Source organism: Curvibacter microcysteis (assembly GCF_028649455.1).
Classification (GTDB): domain Bacteria; phylum Pseudomonadota; class Gammaproteobacteria; order Burkholderiales; family Burkholderiaceae_C; genus Curvibacter; species Curvibacter microcysteis.
Genome location: NZ_JAQSIO010000003.1, coordinates 394,482 through 411,923, shown reverse-complemented (window position 1 = coordinate 411,923; position 17,442 = coordinate 394,482). Strand labels below are relative to the sequence as shown.

14 protein-coding genes are annotated in these 17,442 nt (G+C 65.7%); 6 read left to right on the top strand and 8 right to left on the bottom strand.

The annotated features are described in order from the left end of the window. Positions 1-9: 9 nt before the first annotated feature. From PSQ39_RS10500 to PSQ39_RS10485, 4 genes are all read right to left on the bottom strand, one after another. Positions 10-897 (bottom strand): pirin family protein, encoded by an 888-nt coding sequence (locus PSQ39_RS10500; protein WP_273926719.1) that lies wholly within the window; start codon positions 895-897, stop codon positions 10-12. Next, positions 894-1,304 (bottom strand): OsmC family protein, encoded by a 411-nt coding sequence (locus PSQ39_RS10495; RefSeq protein WP_273926718.1) that lies wholly within the window; start codon positions 1,302-1,304, stop codon positions 894-896. Before PSQ39_RS10495 ends, PSQ39_RS10500 begins: the two co-directional genes overlap by 4 nt. 72 nt (positions 1,305-1,376) lie before the next feature. Further along, positions 1,377-1,931 carry a flavodoxin family protein gene (locus tag PSQ39_RS10490; protein ID WP_273926717.1) on the bottom strand — a complete coding sequence of 185 codons (555 nt, stop codon included), beginning with the start codon at positions 1,929-1,931 and terminating at the stop codon, positions 1,377-1,379. Between the two features lie 57 nt (positions 1,932-1,988). Beyond that, positions 1,989-2,690 (bottom strand): pirin family protein, encoded by a 702-nt coding sequence (locus PSQ39_RS10485; RefSeq protein WP_273926716.1) that lies wholly within the window; start codon positions 2,688-2,690, stop codon positions 1,989-1,991. Positions 2,691-2,780: 90 nt separating this feature from the next. On the opposite strand from PSQ39_RS10485, the gene PSQ39_RS10480 reads away from it, so the two are divergent. The 5 genes from PSQ39_RS10480 to PSQ39_RS10460 all read left to right on the top strand — a co-directional run bounded on the left by PSQ39_RS10480 (position 2,781) and on the right by PSQ39_RS10460 (position 8,162). Then, positions 2,781-3,740, top strand: coding sequence for a LysR substrate-binding domain-containing protein (locus tag PSQ39_RS10480; RefSeq protein WP_273926715.1), 960 nt, complete (start codon positions 2,781-2,783; stop codon positions 3,738-3,740). Between the two features lie 131 nt (positions 3,741-3,871). Then, complete coding sequence (locus PSQ39_RS10475; RefSeq protein WP_273926714.1) at positions 3,872-4,969, top strand: NAD(P)/FAD-dependent oxidoreductase; 1,098 nt, start codon at positions 3,872-3,874, stop codon at positions 4,967-4,969. Positions 4,970-5,037: 68 nt separating this feature from the next. Next, positions 5,038-6,000, top strand: coding sequence for a tRNA glutamyl-Q(34) synthetase GluQRS (gene gluQRS / locus PSQ39_RS10470; protein ID WP_273926713.1), 963 nt, complete (start codon positions 5,038-5,040; stop codon positions 5,998-6,000). A 99-nt stretch (positions 6,001-6,099) separates the two neighbouring features. Further along, positions 6,100-6,864, top strand: coding sequence for a tRNA (guanosine(46)-N7)-methyltransferase TrmB (trmB, locus tag PSQ39_RS10465; RefSeq protein WP_273926712.1), 765 nt, complete (start codon positions 6,100-6,102; stop codon positions 6,862-6,864). A 284-nt stretch (positions 6,865-7,148) separates the two neighbouring features. Beyond that, positions 7,149-8,162 carry a GGDEF domain-containing protein gene (locus PSQ39_RS10460; protein WP_273926711.1) on the top strand — a complete coding sequence of 338 codons (1,014 nt, stop codon included), beginning with the start codon at positions 7,149-7,151 and terminating at the stop codon, positions 8,160-8,162. A gap of 48 nt (positions 8,163-8,210) precedes the next feature. On the opposite strand, the gene PSQ39_RS10455 is transcribed toward PSQ39_RS10460, so the two are convergent. Beyond that, positions 8,211-11,219 (bottom strand): bifunctional diguanylate cyclase/phosphodiesterase, encoded by a 3,009-nt coding sequence (locus PSQ39_RS10455; protein ID WP_273926710.1) that lies wholly within the window; start codon positions 11,217-11,219, stop codon positions 8,211-8,213. A gap of 178 nt (positions 11,220-11,397) precedes the next feature. Here PSQ39_RS10455 and PSQ39_RS10450 point away from each other — a divergent pair, with 178 nt between their 5' ends. Next, entirely contained in the window at positions 11,398-12,168 is a 771-nt protein-coding gene (locus tag PSQ39_RS10450; RefSeq protein WP_273926709.1) for a class II aldolase/adducin family protein, read from the top strand. A 41-nt stretch (positions 12,169-12,209) separates the two neighbouring features. Here the strand turns inward: PSQ39_RS10450 and PSQ39_RS10445 are convergent, their stop codons facing one another. From PSQ39_RS10445 to alaS, 3 genes are all read right to left on the bottom strand, one after another. Further along, positions 12,210-13,454, bottom strand: coding sequence for a sensor domain-containing diguanylate cyclase (locus PSQ39_RS10445; protein ID WP_273926708.1), 1,245 nt, complete (start codon positions 13,452-13,454; stop codon positions 12,210-12,212). Positions 13,455-13,463: 9 nt separating this feature from the next. After that, a complete protein-coding gene (locus PSQ39_RS10440) occupies positions 13,464-14,555 on the bottom strand; it encodes an ABC transporter substrate-binding protein (protein ID WP_273926707.1) in 1,092 nt (363 codons plus the stop codon). Between the two features lie 244 nt (positions 14,556-14,799). Next, positions 14,800-17,424, bottom strand: a complete 2,625-nt coding sequence (alaS, locus tag PSQ39_RS10435; protein WP_273926706.1) for an alanine--tRNA ligase — start codon at positions 17,422-17,424, stop codon at positions 14,800-14,802. Positions 17,425-17,442: the final 18 nt, after the last annotated feature.

The window sequence follows — 17,442 nt, the reverse complement described above, 5'->3', positions numbered from 1 at the left end:
CCACGCGCCTCAGTGCGCGCCTGGTCGCGGCGGCATGGGGATGCGCTCGGTTTCACCAGGCACCTGCCCCATGCCGGCCTCGGCCACGCCGGCTTCCCAATCGCGCCCGGCTTGATCCAGGCGGGCGGGATCGGAGGACACAAAATTCCAGCGGATGTGCCGGTGCCCCAGGGGTTGACCGCCCACCAACACCAGACGGCACCCCTCAGGCCCCGCCTGCAACACGCTGGCCTGGCTGAGCACCCCGAGGTGCCGCTCGGGCAAGACCTCGCCCGAGAGCGAGACGCTGCCTGTGACGGCATAAAGGGCCTGTTCCTGAGCCAGCATGGGCAAGTCAAACGACTGACCCGGTGCCAGGTTCAGATCCAGGTACAGCGTGGGCGACAGCGTGGCCACAGGCGAGCGCAGACCAAAGGCCTCCCCCACCAGCACCCGCACGGCAGCGCCCTGCACCGCGGCCTGCGGAATCGCATCGGCCGGGGTGTGGACAAAGCTCGGCGCCACCTGCTCCAGCGCTGCAGGCAAAGCCACCCACAGTTGCAGGCCGTGGTTGGTGTAGTGCTGGCCCGCCAGATCGGCGGGACGGCGCTCGGAATGCACGATGCCGCGCCCCGCCGTCATCCAATTGATGGCGCCCGGCTCGATGCGCTGCTCAAAACCCAGGTTGTCGCGGTGCAGGATGGCGCCCTCGAAGAGGTAGGTCACTGTGGCCAGGCCGATGTGGGGGTGCGGCCGCACATCAAACTGATCGTCGGGCCGAACAGACACCGGGCCAAAGTGGTCAAAAAACAAAAACGGTCCCACCGCCTGGCGCAGCGCCGAGGGTAGCAGGCGGCGCACCACAAAGCCGCCGCCCAGGTCTTTTTCGTGGGGCTTGATGGCTTGCAGGGCACTCATGCCTGGTGCTCCACCGTGGTGCTGATCTCGGTGGTGACCGAACTCATGAGCTTGTGCACCGGGCATTTGTCGGCCACCGTGCGCAACTCGGCCACCTGGGCGGGCGTGAGCTGGGGGCCCACGATCACCAAATGGGCGGCCAGGCGGTACACGCCCTGGCGCTCGGCCGAATCGTCGCGCTTCACCTCCGAGCGCACATCCTCTACCGGCAAGCCTTTGCGCCGGGCGTACCACAGCACGGTCAGGGCCTTGCAGGCACCCAAAGCGGCGTCATAGAGGTCGTGTGGGCTGGGGCCGGCGTCCTCGCCGCCTTCCGCCACCGACACATCGGACAGCAAGCGGTGGCTGCGGATTTGCAGGCGCTGCGCCATGGCAGCCCCCGGCTCACGTTGAAGCTCGACGGACATGGGGTCTCCTTGGGTCACGGGCCCCGTGGGGCCCAGAAGCCCGCCACACACTGCGTGGCGGGGCCTGCGGGCTTACTTCACCCAGCGGGCGGCAGCTGCGGCGACTCGGGTGCCGAACAGGCGGGCCGTGTCCAGGTCGCCCTGGGGCATTTCAGCGGGCGAAGCGTCCGACGGCGATTGCGCCATGGCGCCCGAGAACGAGCCCACGAAGTTGATGTCGTTGCGCTGAGCCGCCTTGCTGTTGCTGGGCATCTGGCCCGTGCCGACCCACAGGCCGCTGTGCTGCATGGCCAGGGTGAACAGGTAGTGCAGCGTGGACAGCTTGTCACCGTTCATGGTGGCGCTGTTGGTGAAGCCGGCGAACAGCTTGTCCTTCCAGGCTTGGGTGAACCAGGCCTTGGACGAGGCATCCGCAAACTTCTTGAACTGCCAGCTCACGCTGCCCATGTAGGTGGGCGAGCCCATGATGATGGCGTCGGCGGCGTTCAGCGTGTCCCAGCCGCCCTCGGGCAGATTGCCTTCGGCGTCGATGGCCAGCAGCGTGGCATCAGCGCCTTCAGCCACGGCTTGCGCCAGACGCAGGGTGTGGCCGTAGCCCGAGTGAAAAACAACAACGATCTTTGCCATGAAAAACTCCGGTTAGGGGGGTGAAACTTCAGTCTATTTTGCGGTCAATTCGGCCGTTCAGGGCGCCAAATCGAACACCAGCACCTCGGCCCCAAGGCCTTGGTTCAGTTGCAGCAGCGCCACGCCTTCGGCCTGCACGGCGTCGCCTGCCTCCAGGGCCTGGCCGTTCACGCTGATCTGGCCTTGAAGCACCTGCACATAGGCCTTGCGCCCGGGTGCCAGCGCCAGCTCCGCCTGCTCCCCAGCGTCAAACAAGCCGGCGTAAAGCCGGGCGTCGGCATGGATCAGCACCGAGCCCTGCGCCGCGTCAGGCGAGGCTACCAGGCGCAGTTGGCCACGCTTGTCGCTCTCGGGAAAAGCTTTTTGCTCGTAACTGGGCGGGATGCCCGTCACGTTCGGCTCGATCCAGATTTGCAGAAAATGCGTGGTCTGCTCTGGCGCATGGTTGAACTCGCTGTGCTGTACGCCGCGGCCCGCGCTCATGCGCTGGACTTCGCCCGGCGGGATGCCGACCACGTTGCCCAGGCTGTCCTTGTGCGCCAGCTCACCGCTGAGCACATAGCTGATGATTTCCATGTCACGGTGGCCATGGGTGCCAAAGCCAGCGCCGGGGGCGATGCGGTCTTCGTTGATGACGCGCAGATTGCCCCAGCCCATGTGGCGGGGGTCGTAATAACCCGCGAAAGAAAAACTGTGGTGCGACTTCAACCAGCCGTGATCGGCCCAGCCGCGGTCTCGTGATTTGCGAACGGTCAACATGGTGTGCTCCTGTGAGTTCGTACTGTAGGCCGCAGCACCGGCAGCGCGTTGCGCGGGCTTTGATGGCATCATTCACTTTTTTTGAAGCTCATGGCCGGCCACCCTCCCACCCCCCGCGATGTGCTCACGCCCGACGCCCTGGGCATGCTGCAAGAGATCGCCCAAAGCGGCAGTTTTGCGGCGGCAGCGCGCCAGCTGGACCTGGTGCCCAGCGCACTGACCTACCGGGTGCGCGCGATCGAAGAAGCACTGGACGTGCTGCTGTTCGACCGCAGCAGCCGCCAGGCCAAGCTGACCGAGGCTGGCCAGGAGCTGCTGCGCGAGGGCGAACGCCTGCTCAATGAGATCGACGCCGTGGCCAACCGGGTCAAACGCGTGGCCACCGGCTGGGAACCCCAGTTCACCCTGGCCTGCGACGGCATCATCAACCGCACCACCACCCTGGAAATATGTGGTGACTTCTTCGCCCTGCAACCGCCCACGCGCTTGCGCATCCGCGACGAGATCATGACAGGCACCTTGCAAGCCCTGGTGCTGGGCCAGGCCGATCTGGCCCTGGGGGTGGTGATGGACACCTCCACGCAAACTGACATCCAGCAGCGCGAATTGGGCGTGATGAACTTTGTCTATGTGGTGGCCCCCCACCACCCCCTGGCCGCCATCGAGGGCCCGCTGCGCGACGAGCAGGTACGCCAGCACCGCGCTGTGGCCGTGGCCGACACCAGCCAGCGCGGGCGCGGCATGACCGTCAACCTGCTGCCCGGCCAGGACGTCTTCACCGTGCCCACCATGCAGGCCAAGGTCGACGCCCAGCTGCGCGGCCTGGGCGCAGGCTACCTGCCCGAGTCCATGGTCAAGGCCTACCTGGACACCGGCATGTTGGTCCAAAAGACCTTGGAGCGCCCCCCGCGGGTCATCCGCAGCGGCTACGCCTGGCGTGCCGCCCCAGGCACCCGGCCCGGCCGGGCCTTGCAGTGGTGGCTGGACCGTCTGGAGTCGCCCGCCACGCGCCAGGCCCTGCTGCAACAGGCCTACATCTCTGCCCAGTGAAGCGCGACGCAGGCCCACACACCCAAGGGAAATCCCCCAGCGCAAAGCGGCTGCGGCGCGACCCAACTCAAGAGGCGGTGCTCTGAATTGCGTTAGTCTTTGCTTGTCCACATCCCCAACGGAGACACGCCATGGCATCCCGCTCACGCAACACCCCCGGCCCCCGCAAGAAGGCAGCGTCCGCCCCCCTGCCGCGCCAGCGCATCGCCGTCATTGGCGCCGGCATGGCCGGCATCAGTTGTGCCCGCACCCTGGTCCAGGCCGGCCACGATGTGACCGTGTTTGAAAAGAGCCAGGGCGCCAGCGGGCGCATGGCCAGCACCGAATCCCCCTTTGGCAGTTTTGACAGCGGTGCCCAGTACTTCACCGTGCGCGACCCACGCTTTCAGCAAGCCCTGGCCACCACGCCACAAGCCGCCCGCCCCTGGAGCGCCAACGCCGTGCGCGTGCTCGACGAACACGGCCAACTGTCCTCGCCCAGCCTGGCCCACCCCGAGGCCCACTGGGTCGGCGCACCAGCCATGAACCGCCTGGTGCGCGGCTGGGCCGCGCCCTTGCAAGCCGCTGGCCGCTTGCACCTGAACACCCTCGTCAGCGCCATTGAGCGCGACAGCCTGAACCCTGAACGCTGGCAACTGCGCTGCGAAGGCAGCGGCCCCAGCCAAGGCGTGCACGCCGGATTTGACACCGTGCTGCTGGCCCTGCCCGCTCCGCAGGCCGCCGCCCTGCTGGCCCCGCTGAGCGTGGCCGCCGAGCTGGCCACCGCCGCCCAACAAACCCGCACCGCCCCGTGCTGGACGCTGATGCTGGCCTTCCCGCAGGCCGAGCAACCGGGTCTGATCACCCTGGGCCCGCAGTGGAACGTGGCGCGCAGCACCCACCACCGCATCGCCTGGCTGGCACGCGAGTCGTCCAAGCCTGGCCGCAGCCAGGTCGAACGCTGGACTGTGCAAGCCAGCGACGTGTGGTCCACCGAACACCTGAACGACGATCCGGCCCGCGTGCAGGCCAAACTGCTGCGCGCCTTTGTCGACGTGACCGGCATCCGCGCGGAGCCTGCGCACCAGGAGGTCAAGCTGTGGCGCTACGCCAAGACCTTGCAGCCCTTGGGCCAGACCCATGTCTGGGACCCGGCCAACGGCCTGGGCCTGTGCGGTGACTGGTGCCTGGGCCACCGTGTGGAAGACGCTTTTGTCTCCGGTCTGAGCCTGGCCCTGACCCTGGCCTGAGCGGTTCCCCGTGATGTGATGCGCCACGCCCCACACCGGGAGCGTGGCGCGGCCCCTGCCTTTGCCCCATGCCCGACGAATTGAGTTCTCGCCCGCCGCAACCCATCGCTGCGGAGGCTCCAGCCCTCGCGCGGCCTTACATCGGCCGCTTCGCCCCCTCGCCCACCGGCCCGCTGCACGCGGGCTCGCTGGTGGCGGCCCTGGCCAGTTGGCTCGATGCCCGGGCCCACCAGGGCCAATGGCTGCTGCGCATCGAAGACATCGACCCGCCCCGTTGCCAGGTAGGCGCAGACCGGGTGCTGCTCAAGCAGTTGCAGGACTGCGCCTTGCTGCCCGATGCGCCGCCCGTGTGGCAGTCCCAGCGCCATGCACACTACGACCAAGCCCTGCAGCAACTGCTCAAGGGCGGCTTGGCCTATGGCTGCGCCTGCACGCGCAAGGACATTGAAGACGCACTGGCGGCCAGCGGACAGACCCGGGCCCGCCACCAGGCGGCGGTCTACCCAGGCACTTGCCGCCAGGGGCTGAAGGGTCGCGCCGCCCGCGCCTGGCGTTTGCGCACCGACCCCCACACGTCACAGATCGCCTGGCAAGACCGCCGTTTGGGCGCGCAACAGCAGGATGTGGCGGCTGAGGTGGGTGACTTTGTGCTGCGCCGCGCTGACGGCCTGTGGGCCTACCAGTTGGCCGTGGTGGTGGATGACGCCGCCCAAGGCGTGAGCCACATCGTGCGTGGCGCTGACCTGTGCGACAACACCGCACGCCAGATCCTGCTGCAGCGGGCCCTGGGCCTGCCCATCCCGGGCTACCTGCACACCCCCTTGGTGTTGGACGCGCGCGGCGACAAGCTCTCCAAACAACACGGCGCGCCGGCCGTGCCCACCGAAGGGACGCCCGCGGCCAGTGCCGCCCTGTGCGCAGCCGCCAGCGCACTGGGGCTGCCTGTGGAGGGCAGCGCCCGAACACCAGCTGAATGGCTGCAACGCTGGGTGCCTGCCTGGCAAGCGTTGTACAGCCCGCGCCACGGGTGAGCGCCCAGCGCGCCTCCAGCTTGCCTACAATTCAGCCCTCACGCCCGACCGGACAGCCCAGCGCTGACCCGGCCGGCACGATTGACCCCCAAGGCCCCCATGCAAGAACCCCAAGCCACCACCCCGCCCTCGTCCCCTGACACCGATGCCGCTCCCGGCACCACGGTGGGCGGGGCTCCCGCCGGCGTGGCCTTCCCCAAGACCATCAAGAGCTTTGTGCGCCGTGCAGGCCGCACCACCACGGGCCAGGCCAAGGCCTTTGAAGCCTGGGGCCCCGCCTATGTGCTGCCCTACCAGGCCCAGACCCTGGACCTTGAAAAAGCCTTTGGCGGCCCCGGCCCGGTGGTGATGGAAATTGGCTTTGGCATGGGCGACGCCACCGCCCACATTGCCGGCCTGATGCCCGAGACCCACTTCTTGTGCTGCGAGGTGCACGAGCCCGGCGTCGGCGCCCTGCTCAAGCACATTGGCGAGCGCAACCTGACCAACATCCGCATCCTGCAGCACGACGCGGTCGAGGTGATTGACCACATGCTGCCCGAGCAAGTGCTGGACGGCGTCCACATCTTCTTTCCCGACCCCTGGCACAAGACCAAGCACAACAAGCGCCGCCTGATTCAAAGCCCGCTGGTGGCCAAGTTGGCGGCTCGCCTGCGCCCGGGCGGCTACCTGCACTGCGCCACCGACTGGCAGCCCTATGCCGAGCAGATCCTGGAAGTGCTGGGCGCAGAGCCCAGCCTGCGCAACCGCCAAGCCGATGGCGGGTATGCCGAAAAACCTGCTTACCGGCCCCTGACCAAGTTTGAAAAACGCGGCCTCAAACTGGGCCACGGCGTCTGGGACGTGGTGTTCGAAAAGCGCTGAGGCCCTGAGGCGTCGCCCCAACCTGCGGCGCCCACGCGACAAATGAATGACATATTTTTTATTTGCACGCACTTGACCATCAAATACCCTCGTTCGTCATATTTTTTAGCTAACATCGCGCGTTTCCGACCCTGCAATGGGCCAAACAAGCCTCAGCCTGGCTGATGCCTTTGGCGGCTGCACCCCGTGCAGCCAGTCCACTGAGGGGTCGACGGGCCGCCGTGGTCATTGCCTGCACGGATGGATGAGAGCTCGGTTGATCACAGCGCAAAGCGGTTCTGACAATGAAGCCTTTACTGCAGCATCTGGTTGAAATCACGGGTCACCGTGATCATGCACGCTTGGAAATTTCCGTCATCTCAGCCCTGCACCAGCTGGGCGAAGTGAAGGAAATTCGCGCCTTGGAGGTGGTCAGCATTGGCGAGGAAACCCACGTCCGACCCAAGGCCTGGATTCAGGATGGCAAGCTGCACTCCATCGAAGAGTCTGAACACGCCGACCTGCCCCGGCTGCCGCTGGCCGCCTACCCGGCGCTCGGTGAGTGCATTCAAAAGCACCTGAGCAACCTTGAGACCCAAGGCGAGGCGGGAGAGACCGAGTTGTGGTTGCCCGTGTGGTTGCACGAAAAGGTGGTGGCCTGCCTGGAGTTGCGCAATGACAAGCCGCTCAGCCAAGACATGCTCAATGTCATCCATGGCATTTTTCATGTTTACCGCAACTACCAAAGCCTGCTCGATTACAGCGAGCGCGACGCCCTGACGGGCTTGTTCAACCGCAAAACCTTTGATGCGGAGTTTGCCCGCCCTGGCGCCACCGGCTCGGCCGGGACCGCCACCCCGGCCGATGCGCCGCAGCACTGGCTGGCAGTCGTGGACATCGACCACTTCAAGCAAGTCAACGACCGCTTTGGCCACCTTTACGGGGACGAAGTGCTGATCCTGATGGCCAATTTGCTGCGCTCGTCCTTCCGCGCGCAGGATCGCATCTTCCGCTTTGGCGGCGAAGAATTCGTCATCTTGCTGCGCTCGGCCACGTTGGAGACCGCACGCCAGATCTTCAACCGCTTCCGGGCCTCGGTGGAGTCACACGCTTTTCCACAGGTGGGACAGGTCACCGTCAGCCTGGGCTTTGTCAGCACCCAGCGCGGCACGGCCGTGGAGATCCTGGGCCACGCGGACCAGGCGCTGTATTACGCCAAAGAGCATGGTCGCAACCAGGTCTGCCACTACGACGAGCTGGTCAACAGCGGTGAATTGGCCACCCAAACGGTGGTGGCCGAGGACGTCGAACTGTTCTGAGTCTGGCGCAGCTGGGCGGCTGGCCCGTGCCCGCGGCCAGCGCCCCCCTCAGGCGCGCAGCAACTCGGTTTGCATGCGCTTGGCGTACTCTTGCAAGGCGGCCAGGGACAAGGGGCGACTGAAGTAAAAGCCCTGCATGCAACGGCAGCCATGGGCCAGCAAAAAGTCGGCCTGGCTGCGGGTCTCCACCCCTTCCGCGATGACGTCCAGTCGCAAATGCTGGGCCAGGTCGATGATGGCGGTGATCACCGCCATGTTCTTGGGGTGGGTCGCGTAGGCGTCGACAAAGAACTTGTCGATCTTCAGCACATCCACAGGCAAGGAGGCCAGGTAAGCCAGGCTGGAATAGCCGGTGCCGAAGTCGTCAATGGCAATGCGCACGCCCAGCGCCTTGATCTTGCCCAGCACCTCGGCGGCGGCCTCCATGTTTTGCATCAGGACGCTCTCGGTGACCTCGATCTCCAACGCGTGACCTGGCAGACCGCTCTCGGCCAGGGCCGCCTTCAAGTCCCCAATGAAGCCGGGATCCGTCAGTTGACGAATCGACACATTCACCGCCACCGGCACCGAGAACAAAGGCCCCACCAGCACCTCACAGGCATCACGGCAAGCGGTGCGCAGCACATGGCGGCCGATCTCCACAATCTGGCCGCTGTCTTCAGCCACGGGAATGAATTGGGCGGGCGACACCACCTGCCCATTGCGGCGCCAGCGCACCAGGGCTTCCACCCCGACCAGCTCATCGCTGCTGAAGTCCACCTTGGGCTGGTACTCCACATAGATTTCTTGGTTTTGCAGGGCCGACTTCAGCGCCTGCTCTTGCTGCAAGCGCTCCTGCGCTGCCACCCCCAAGGCCCGGGTGAAGAAATGGAAGCGGTTGCGCCCAGCGCTCTTGGCCGCGTACAGCGCGGCGTCGGCATGCTTGGCCAACTCGTCAAAACTCTCACCATCGCCGGGGTAAAGGCTGATGCCGATCGAGGCCGACACATTGAGCTCGTGGCCGTGGAGCATGAAGGGCGCAGCGCACAGGCGCAACAATTTCTGAGCCAACTGCCCGGCCTGGGCTGGGTCGCTGAGCCCGGTTTGCAGCACCACAAACTCGTCGCCGCCCTGGCGACTCAGGATGTCGGTGTTGCGGATGGCGGTGGACAGGCGCCGCGAGAACTCCACCAGCAAGCGGTCACCGGCCTCGTGTCCCAGCGAGTCGTTGACCGTCTTGAAGCGGTCCAGGTCCAGGTACATCACCGCCACCTGACGCCCATCACGCTGCGCCATGTCAATCGCGTGCTGGGCCCGGTCGTGCAGGAGCAAGCGGTTGGGCAGGCCTGTGAGCGCATCGTGCTGTGCCAGGTGGGCCATGCGGATGGCCATGGAGCGCATCTCCGAGATGTCGTGGAAGACCATCACCGCGCCAATGATGTCGCCATGCCGGTCCGTGATGGGGGCGGCCGAGTCCTCGATGTCAAAGCGCTGGCCATCCAGGCGCACGAGAGCGCTTTCGGTGGCCAGACCGACGGTCTTTTGGAGCTCCAGCGCCACCCGGACCGGGCTGCGCACCGGGCTGCCGTCCTGGGAGTGCACGATGGGCATCACCCGCTCCACCGCCAAACCTTGGGCCAGGTCATTGCGCCATCCGGTCATCAGTTCTGCCACCGGGTTGAGGTAGGTGACCCGACCGTGCACATCCACCGTGATCACGGCGTCACCAATGGAGCTGAGGGTGACGCGAAAGCGCTCCTTCTCCTCAAACACCTGGGCCTCGGCCTGCTTGCGTTCGCTGATGTCCACAATTTGCGCAAACACCCCTGCCACCTCGCCCGCGCGCAGGTCGGGGGCCAGTGACACCAGCAAGGTGCGCGGCACGTGATCCGGCCCCTGGACCGGCCACTCAAAAGTCTGGGCCCGGCCCAACAAAGCCTGTTCCAGGTGGTAGCCATAGCGGCGGGTCATGGTCGCGCCCAGCAGATCAGGCAAGCGCTCACCACGCATGAACTCCGGCAGCAGGCCAAACCAGTCCCGATGCAAATGGTTGGCAAACAAATTGCGCCAATCCCGGTCCCAGTAGCTGACCAGGGATGGCAGGTGGTTGAGGATGGTGCGCAAATGCCCTTCAGCGTGGCTCAGCTGCAGGGACACCCGCTGGCGGCGTCGCAGTTCACGCTCAAACAAAGCGGCCATGCCCAGGCAGCCGATCATCAGCATCAGGGTCACCCCGGCAATGCCGGCCGTGCGTTGCCACCAGGCCGCCTCGATGGACCCCCGGCTGCGGGCCAACACCAGCCGCAGCGGCCAATCCTGCACATTGAGGTAACTGATCACCCGCGTCGGCAGGCCGCGCGCCGCCGGCAGGCGCAGGTGCCCAGGGCCGGACAGCTCGGAGAGCTGCGGGAGCCACTCAGTGGCCTCGGCAGGCCGAGGTGCCCCCGCCAGCCAGGTGCCATCCCGGCGCTCCAGCCACAGCGCAGCCCCGTGCTCCAACTCCAGCCCTTCGATCAGGTTCTGCAAATAAGCCTGGTTGAGCGTCCCCAGCACCACGCCCTGGAACTGACCTTGGCCCCCATTGAGGCGGCGACTCAGACCCAGCTCGCGTTGCCCCGTCACCTTGGACAGGTAAGGCCCGCTCACGAACAGGGCATCTTCATTGGCGTCACGCTGAGCACGGAAGTAGTCGCGCTCGTCCACCTCGCCAGGGGCAGAGTTCAGACTGGCCGCCTCTTCCTTCACCAGGCCGAATCGGTCCATCACCTGCAGGGAGCCCAGGGCGGGCCGGTCTTGCAGACGCCCAAACAACAAGCGGTGGCGCAAGACAGGGGAGGCGCTCTGCACCAGCGGGTCGTGCAGATCGCTTTGCAGCCCCTGCAACGTACTGTCAGCGGCCGAGAACAGGCGGTCGAGTTGTTGGCCCACGTGGATCAGCAAATGGGCATCGCGTTCATCAGCCCGGTCCCAGGTCGCCTGGAAGTCGGCGCGTGCCAAGTAGGCCGACAAACCCGCAATCAGCAGTGTCAAGGCCAGGGCTAAAAACAACAACCGGCGAGAGATCAAGGAACGGAGCATCAGATGGGGTGGGTCGGGCTGGGCCGATTCTAGAAACGCCCTTGAATCGCCTGTTGATCCCAGTCAAGAAACGGCCAAGCCAGCCCGGCTGTCAAGTCCTTGACATGCGCCCTGCCCGGCCTCGGGCAAGATGCGCCAGGGCCGCAATCAGCCCCCCATCAAACCGGAGACAGACACCATGAACATCCCCTCGCTCAAGAACCAGGTCAGCGCCGAAGAATGGCAGCTGCGGGTCGACCTCGCGGCCTGCTACCGCCTGGTCGCTGCCTACGGCTGGAGCGACCTGGTCTTCACCCACATCAGCGCCAAGCTGCCGCACTCCGTCTCGGGTGATGAGCACCAGTTCCTGATCAACCCCTACGGCTTGATGTTCGATGAAATCACGGCGTCCAGCCTGGTGAAGGTCGACATGCAGTGCAACAAGCTCCATGAGAGCCCGTTCCCGGTCAACCCGGCCGGCTTTGTCATCCACAGCGCCGTGCACGAAGCTCGGCCTGAAGCGGGCTGCGTGCTGCACACCCACACCCGTGCCGGCATTGCCGTCAGCGCGCAAAAAACCGGCATCCTGCCCATCAGCCAGCAGTCCACCTTTGTGCTGAGCTCGCTGGCCTACCATGACTACGAGGGCGTGGCCATCCGCGACGACGAGAAGGCCCGCCTGCAAGCCGACCTGGGCAAAGCCAACTACCTGGTGCTGCGCAACCATGGCTTGCTGACCGTGGGGCGAGGCATTGCCGAGGCCTTTTTGTCCATGTACACGTTTGAGAACACCTGCCGCATCCAGGTCGACGCGCTGGCGGGTGGGCTGGACTTGGTGCAGGTGGACCCCAACATCCTCAACGGCGTGGCGCACGCCATGAAGGTGCAGACCGGCGGCATTGGGGGCGCTTTTGTGTGGCCGTCCTTGCTGCGCAAGCTGGAGCGGCTGGACCCCAGCTACAAGGATTGAGCTTCAGGGCCCAGGCCCAGGCCTGCTGGCTGGGCCCCGCCTCAGCCGCTGACCGACACCCGGTTGCGACCTTCGGTCTTGGCGTGGTAGAGCATGGCGTCGGCACGGGCCAGCAAGTCGGCCACACCCTCGTCGGGACCACACTGGGCCACGCCAAAACTGGCCGTCATGGGCACCAGACGGCCTTCGACATGCACGGGCTGGGCCTCGATCATTTCGCGCAAGCGGTTGGCCGCGCGCGAGGCGTGGTCCAAGTCGCTTTCGGGCAGCACAATCAAAAACTCCTCACCGCCGTAGCGGGCTACCCAGTCCACCGGCGTGCGCAACTGCCCCAGCAACAGGGCGCCGACATCGCGCAACACCGAATCCCCCGCGGCATGCCCCAGGCCATCGTTGATGGTCTTGAAGTGGTCGATGTCGACAAAAATCACCGACAAAGGTCGGGCATAGCGGCGCGAGCGTTCGATTTCAGCGGGCAGGCGCTCCTCAATCACACGGCGGTTGTAGCAGCCGGTCAGAGCGTCGGTGATGGACAGGCGATGGACTTCCTCGATCAGGCGCTCCAGCTGCTGGGTGCGCTCAGCCACCATCTGGTCCAGGTTGGCAATGTGGCTGCGCAGATCGCTTTGCAACTGCGCAAAACCCTGGGTGACCAAATCGATCTCATCTTGGTGGTCGCGCGGCGGGCGTTCCAGCAACAAGGGGCGCGACAGCTCTTGCGGCTTGAGCTCCGCGGCGAAGCGTGCAATTTGCTGCATCGGTCGCTGCAGGTCACGGCGCAGCATCCAGCCCACCAAGAGGCACAGCAGCACCGTGAACAACACATAGCCTGCCACGATGCCCAGGGTGTCGTGCAGCACCTGCTCAGCTTGGTAGCCAGGCTCGACCCACAACTCCAAACGCCCCACCGGCTTGACGCCCTGCGGAGCCGGGATCTCCAGGGTGCGCAGGGGCTCGCCCCGCAAATCCATGGCCAACGCACCGGCTTCGAAAGTCTGCCCGGTGCTGGCCAACACGCGCACGCGCCCAATCTCGGGCAGGCTGGCCAACCAGTTGACCTGGCGCTGCACCACCTCGGGCTCGATGTCCCACAGTGACACCGACAACATGGGCAGGCTGTTGTCTGCAATTTCGGCCAGGGCATGGTCCATGCGCAGTTGGGTCTCGCGGAAGGTCAACCAGCCCTGCAACACCAGCATGACCAGCAAGCACCCCCCCGCCAGCCACACGATGCGCTGGATCAGCGTGGCCGCGATGGAGCGAAAACGAGATCGGTTCTGAAACATGAATGCTTGCTAGCGTAACAGCACCGCGACATCAAATTGATAGCGCTGCACACGGGGATTCAGGGCCTTGCTGTACTGGCGAAAGTCCAGCGGCAGCTGCGCGCCGCCAAAGCGCTGCACAAAATAACGGGCGCGCTCCGGGTTGAACAGGGTGAACATCGGGCGCACCAAATCCAGGCCTTCCTCGCTGAAGTCACGCCCCCGGGCGTGGTCGTGAACCATGACCAGTCCCCAGGCCCCCGCCAGAAAATGGCCACCTGCCAAGGCGCTGAGTTCACCGCGCTGAATGGCCTCCATGGCTTGGGTCGAGGTGTTCACGCCACTGAACAAGCCGTCACGGCCAGGGGTGCCACCCCGTTCGCGCCAGGCCTTCATGGCACCAAACGCGATTTGATCGCTGCCCGACCACAGCAGCCGGGCCTCGGGGTGACGGCGGATCAGCCAGCGGGTCTTCTCGGCCGCCTTGTCCAGATTCCAGTTGGCGTAGACCAGTTGATCCAAAACCACATCGGGCGCCTCGGCCAGAGCCCGCTGCAAGCCGGAATTGCGGGCGGCTGAACTCGGGGTGGATCGGTCCCCCGCCAATGCCAGCAAATGCAGCAGACCATCCGCGCCTTGCAGCCGCGCTTGCCGTCCTTTTTCGATCAGGGATTTGGCCGTCAGGTAGCCCGCCTCCTCGGCATCGGGCTCCAGCGAGCCCAACCAGAAGGGGTACTTCTCGCGCGGCCGGCCCACCTGGCGCTGATCCGCCCCGTGAATGGAGCTGAAGACCAAAAGCACCCGGATGCCCGAGCCGTCGACCAGGCGCAACATTTCAGGAGCCGTGCCGTAGTCATTGGAAAACAGGAGGTAATCGGGCCGCTCGGCCGGCGGCCGGGCCACCAGGGCTTTGACCAGCTCCAGCCCGCGCAGGTGCTCGCGCTCGGCGTAGAGCACTTCGAGGCGAATGCCCAGACTCTGCGAGGCCTGGGCCATCGCATTGGAAGCCGCCAGCCAAAACGCCTCGGAGGATCGACCAGGGTTGATGAAGGCCACCGACACCGCCTGGGCAGGCCAGGACAGGAGGGCGGCGATCAAAAACAAGGCCAGGCGTTGCAACATAGGTGGGACAGGTTCAGCGAGCCCCCGCAGCGGGCATCCACATCCATGGCGCGCCGGCAGGATCAAAGGCATTGGACAAGAGCATGAAAGGCATTATCAATGCCTTGGCTGCGCCTGAGGTCCGCAGAAAAACCCCTAAGCGAGGGGCTCAGGTCACCATGTGGCGCTGGGACCCAAGCCGGTGCCGGGGGACCTGCCCCCCACCGCCGTCCAGCCCAAAGGGCCGGACGCAGTGGGTTCAGGCTCAGGCGCGGTCGGCGACCCAGGCCGGCACCGAAGCCAGGGCCTTGGCCAGACCGGACGGGTCGGTGCCGCCAGCCATGGCCATGTCGGGCTTGCCACCGCCCTTGCCACCCACTTGGCTGGCCACAAAGTTGACCAGCTCGCCGGCCTTGACCTTGCCAATGCTGTCAGCGGTCACACCTGCGGCCAGCTGCACCTTGCCGCCGTCGACAGCGGCCAGCACGATGGCGGCGGTCTTGAGCTTGTCCTTGAGCTTGTCCAGGGTGTCGCGCAGCGTCTTGGCGTCGGCGCCGTCCAGCAAGGCGGCCAGCACCTTGATGCCCTTGACCTCCACGGCCTGGCCCACCAGTTCATCGCCTTGCGACGAAGCCAGCTTGCCCTTGAGCGCGGCGACTTCCTTCTCCAGCGTCTTGACCTGCTCCAGCACCTGGCTGATGCGGCCTTGCAGCTCGGCGGTCGGGGCCTTCAGCGTGCCGGCGGCCTGGTTGACCGTGTCTTCCAGGTTTTGCAGGTACGCCAGCGCGTTGGCGCCCGTGACGGCTTCGATGCGGCGCACGCCAGCGGCCACACCGCCCTCGCCCACCACCTTGAACAGGCCGATGTCACCGGTGCGCTGCACGTGGGTGCCGCCACACAGTTCGCGGCTGCTGCCGATGTCGAGCACCCGCACGGTTTCGCCGTACTTCTCGCCGAACAGCATCATGGCGCCGGTCTTCTGGGCCGATTCGATGTCCATCACCCGCGCCTGGGTCGGCGAGTTGGCGAAGATTTCGGCGTTGACGCGGGCCTCGATCTCACGGATCTGCGCGTCGGTGACGGCGGCGTTGTGCGCGAAGTCGAAACGGGTGCGCTCGGCATTCACCAGCGAGCCCTTTTGCTGCACGTGGTCACCCAGCACTTCGCGCAAGGCCTTGTGCATGATGTGGGTGACCGAGTGGTTGCGCATGGTGGCGGCGCGCACCGTGGTGTTGACGGCCGCCGTCACGGTGTCACCCACGTTCAGCGTGCCCGCTTCCAGCGTGCCGTGGTGGCCAAACACATCGGCCTTGATCTTGAGCGTGTCGCCCACCGCGAAGCTGGCCGAGCCACTGCGGATCCAGCCTTCGTCGCCCACTTGGCCGCCGCTTTCAGCGTAGAACGGGGTGGTGTCGAGCACCACCACGCCGGTCTGGCCGGCCTTCAGTTCGGCGGCCGGCGTGCCGTCCACGTACAGGGCGACGATCTTGGCCGGGGCTTCGAGCTGCTCGTAGCCCACGAAGGTGTTGCCAGCGCCGGTGTATTCGAGGGCGCGGTCCATCTTGAACTTGCCGGCGGCGCGGGCCTGCGCCTTTTGCTTGTCCATGGCGACCTTGAAGCCGTCTTCGTCAACGGCCACATCGCGCTCGCGGCAGACGTCGGCTGACAGGTCGAGCGGGAAGCCATAGGTGTCGTGCAGCTTGAAGGCCACTTCGCCCGGCAGGGTCTTGCCGCCGTCGGCGAGGGCCGCGTCGAGGATCTCCATGCCATTGGCCAGGGTTTCAAAGAAGCGCTCTTCTTCGGCCTTCAGCACCTCGGTGATGCGCTTTTCGTCTTCGCGCAGCTTGGGGTAAGCCTCGCCCATCAGCACGACCAGGTCCTTCACCAGCTTGTGGAAGAACGGGGTCTTCTGGCCCAGCTTGTAGCCGTGGCGGATGGCTCGGCGCACGATGCGGCGCTGCACATAGCCGCGGCCTTCGTTGGACGGGATCACGCCGTCGCTCACCAGGAAGGCGGTGGCGCGGATGTGGTCGGCGATCACGCGCAGGCTCTTGTTGCCCAGGTCTTGTTCGCCGGTTTCGCGCGAAGCGGCCTTGATCAGGGCATCAAAGATGTCGATTTCGTAATTGCTGTGCACGTGCTGCAGGATGGCGGCCAGGCGCTCCAGGCCCATGCCGGTGTCCACGCAGGGCGCGGGCAGCGGCTTGACCGAGCCATCGGGCTGCATGTCGAACTGCATGAACACGTTGTTCCAGATCTCGATGTAGCGGTCGCCGTCCTGATCGGGGCTGCCCGGGGGGCCGCCAGCGATTTCGGGGCCGTGGTCGTAGAAGATTTCCGAGCAAGGGCCGCAAGGGCCGGTGTCGGCCATCATCCAGAAGTTGTCGGAGGCGTACTTGGCGCCCTTGTTGTCGCCAATGCGCACCACGCGCTCGGGCGGCAGGCCGATTTCCTTCGTCCAGATGTCGTAGGCCTCGTCGTCATCGATGTAGACCGTGGCCCAGAGCTTGTCCGCGGGCAGCTTGTAGACCTCGGTCAGCAGCTCCCAGGCCCACTTCAGCGACTCGCGCTTGAAGTAGTCGCCAAAGCTCCAGTTGCCCAGCATTTCAAAGAAGGTGTGGTGGCGCGCGGTGTAGCCCACGTTCTCCAGGTCGTTGTGCTTGCCACCGGCACGCAGGCAGGCCTGCACCGAGGCCGCGCGCACGTAGGGGCGCTTGTCGGTGCCCAGGAACACGTCCTTGAACTGCACCATGCCGGAGTTGGTGAACATCAGCGTCGGGTCGTTGCCCGGCACCAGCGAGCTCGACGCCACCACGGTGTGGCCCTTGGAGGCAAAGAAGTCGAGGAAGGTCTTGCGGATCTGCGCGACGGTGATGTTAGGTGTGCTCATGAGGTGCCAACGGATCGT

Excerpts from the sequence above, each read along its gene's own strand:
- PSQ39_RS10490 (WP_273926717.1), bottom strand. The coding sequence starts at position 1,931 with ATGGCAAAGATCGTTGTTGTTTTTCACTCGGGCTACGGCCACACCCTG.
- PSQ39_RS10440 (WP_273926707.1), bottom strand. The coding sequence starts at position 14,555 with ATGTTGCAACGCCTGGCCTTGTTTTTGATCGCCGCCCTCCTGTCCTGG.
- PSQ39_RS10450 (WP_273926709.1), top strand. The coding sequence starts at position 11,398 with ATGAACATCCCCTCGCTCAAGAACCAGGTCAGCGCCGAAGAATGGCAG.
- gluQRS (WP_273926713.1), top strand. The coding sequence starts at position 5,038 with ATGCCCGACGAATTGAGTTCTCGCCCGCCGCAACCCATCGCTGCGGAG.
- PSQ39_RS10500 (WP_273926719.1), bottom strand. The coding sequence starts at position 897 with ATGAGTGCCCTGCAAGCCATCAAGCCCCACGAAAAAGACCTGGGCGGC.
- PSQ39_RS10475 (WP_273926714.1), top strand. The coding sequence starts at position 3,872 with ATGGCATCCCGCTCACGCAACACCCCCGGCCCCCGCAAGAAGGCAGCG.
- PSQ39_RS10460 (WP_273926711.1), top strand. The coding sequence starts at position 7,149 with ATGAAGCCTTTACTGCAGCATCTGGTTGAAATCACGGGTCACCGTGAT.
- alaS (WP_273926706.1), bottom strand. The coding sequence starts at position 17,424 with ATGAGCACACCTAACATCACCGTCGCGCAGATCCGCAAGACCTTCCTC.
- PSQ39_RS10455 (WP_273926710.1), bottom strand. The coding sequence starts at position 11,219 with ATGCTCCGTTCCTTGATCTCTCGCCGGTTGTTGTTTTTAGCCCTGGCC.
- PSQ39_RS10480 (WP_273926715.1), top strand. The coding sequence starts at position 2,781 with ATGGCCGGCCACCCTCCCACCCCCCGCGATGTGCTCACGCCCGACGCC.
- PSQ39_RS10445 (WP_273926708.1), bottom strand. The coding sequence starts at position 13,454 with ATGTTTCAGAACCGATCTCGTTTTCGCTCCATCGCGGCCACGCTGATC.
- PSQ39_RS10495 (WP_273926718.1), bottom strand. The coding sequence starts at position 1,304 with ATGTCCGTCGAGCTTCAACGTGAGCCGGGGGCTGCCATGGCGCAGCGC.
- trmB (WP_273926712.1), top strand. The coding sequence starts at position 6,100 with ATGCAAGAACCCCAAGCCACCACCCCGCCCTCGTCCCCTGACACCGAT.
- PSQ39_RS10485 (WP_273926716.1), bottom strand. The coding sequence starts at position 2,690 with ATGTTGACCGTTCGCAAATCACGAGACCGCGGCTGGGCCGATCACGGC.